The organism is Streptomyces sp. DH12, assembly GCF_020873895.1.
In the GTDB taxonomy this organism is placed as follows: Bacteria; Actinomycetota; Actinomycetes; order Streptomycetales; family Streptomycetaceae; genus Streptomyces.
The window spans coordinates 1-450 of sequence record NZ_JAHWGT010001094.1; the positions used below are offsets into that span (position 1 = coordinate 1).

Consider the following 450-nt stretch of genomic DNA (forward strand, 5'->3'; position numbering starts at 1 on the left):
GCGGCGGACCAGCTCGCCGTCGATCTCCGGCGCCACCTCGCGCAGGGCGCGCAGCAGGGGCTGGTCCATGGTGGTCGCCTGCAGCAGCGCATGCCGGCCGATCGTGGTGATCGGTTCGTCGGGCCGGACCCGCTCGAGCTTGTCGGCCATCTCGTGCAGCATCTGCCGGACCAGGCGGTCGACGGAGCCTGGGCGGCGGCCGTAGCGGGCGGTCATCAGCCGAGCTCCTTCGCGGCGGCCTGCAGGCGCAGTGCGTACTCACCGCGGCTGATGCGGGTGATCTGCGGGAGCGTGTTGCGGGCGCGGGCGGAGGCGTCGGCACGGACGGCCTCGGGGAGGCTGTCGAGCACTGCGGCCTCGCCGGTGGTGAGCGCGTCGTGGACGGTCCACGGGGTGACCGGGTCGGCGCTGCCCTGGAGTCGGAGGACGCGGGCGGCGACGGTGAGGACC

At 74.7% G+C, this 450-nt stretch carries 2 protein-coding genes; both read right to left on the reverse strand.

Annotation, left to right across the window (positions count from 1 at the left end; all coding sequences use genetic code 11):
• On the reverse strand, nt 1-216 hold a 216-nt coding region (locus tag LPA54_RS38695; RefSeq protein WP_228985063.1), incomplete at its 3' end, for a hypothetical protein.
• A partial coding sequence (locus tag LPA54_RS38700; protein ID WP_228985065.1) for a hypothetical protein occupies nt 216-450 on the reverse strand: 235 nt, incomplete at its 5' end. The genes LPA54_RS38695 and LPA54_RS38700, both read right to left, overlap by 1 nt.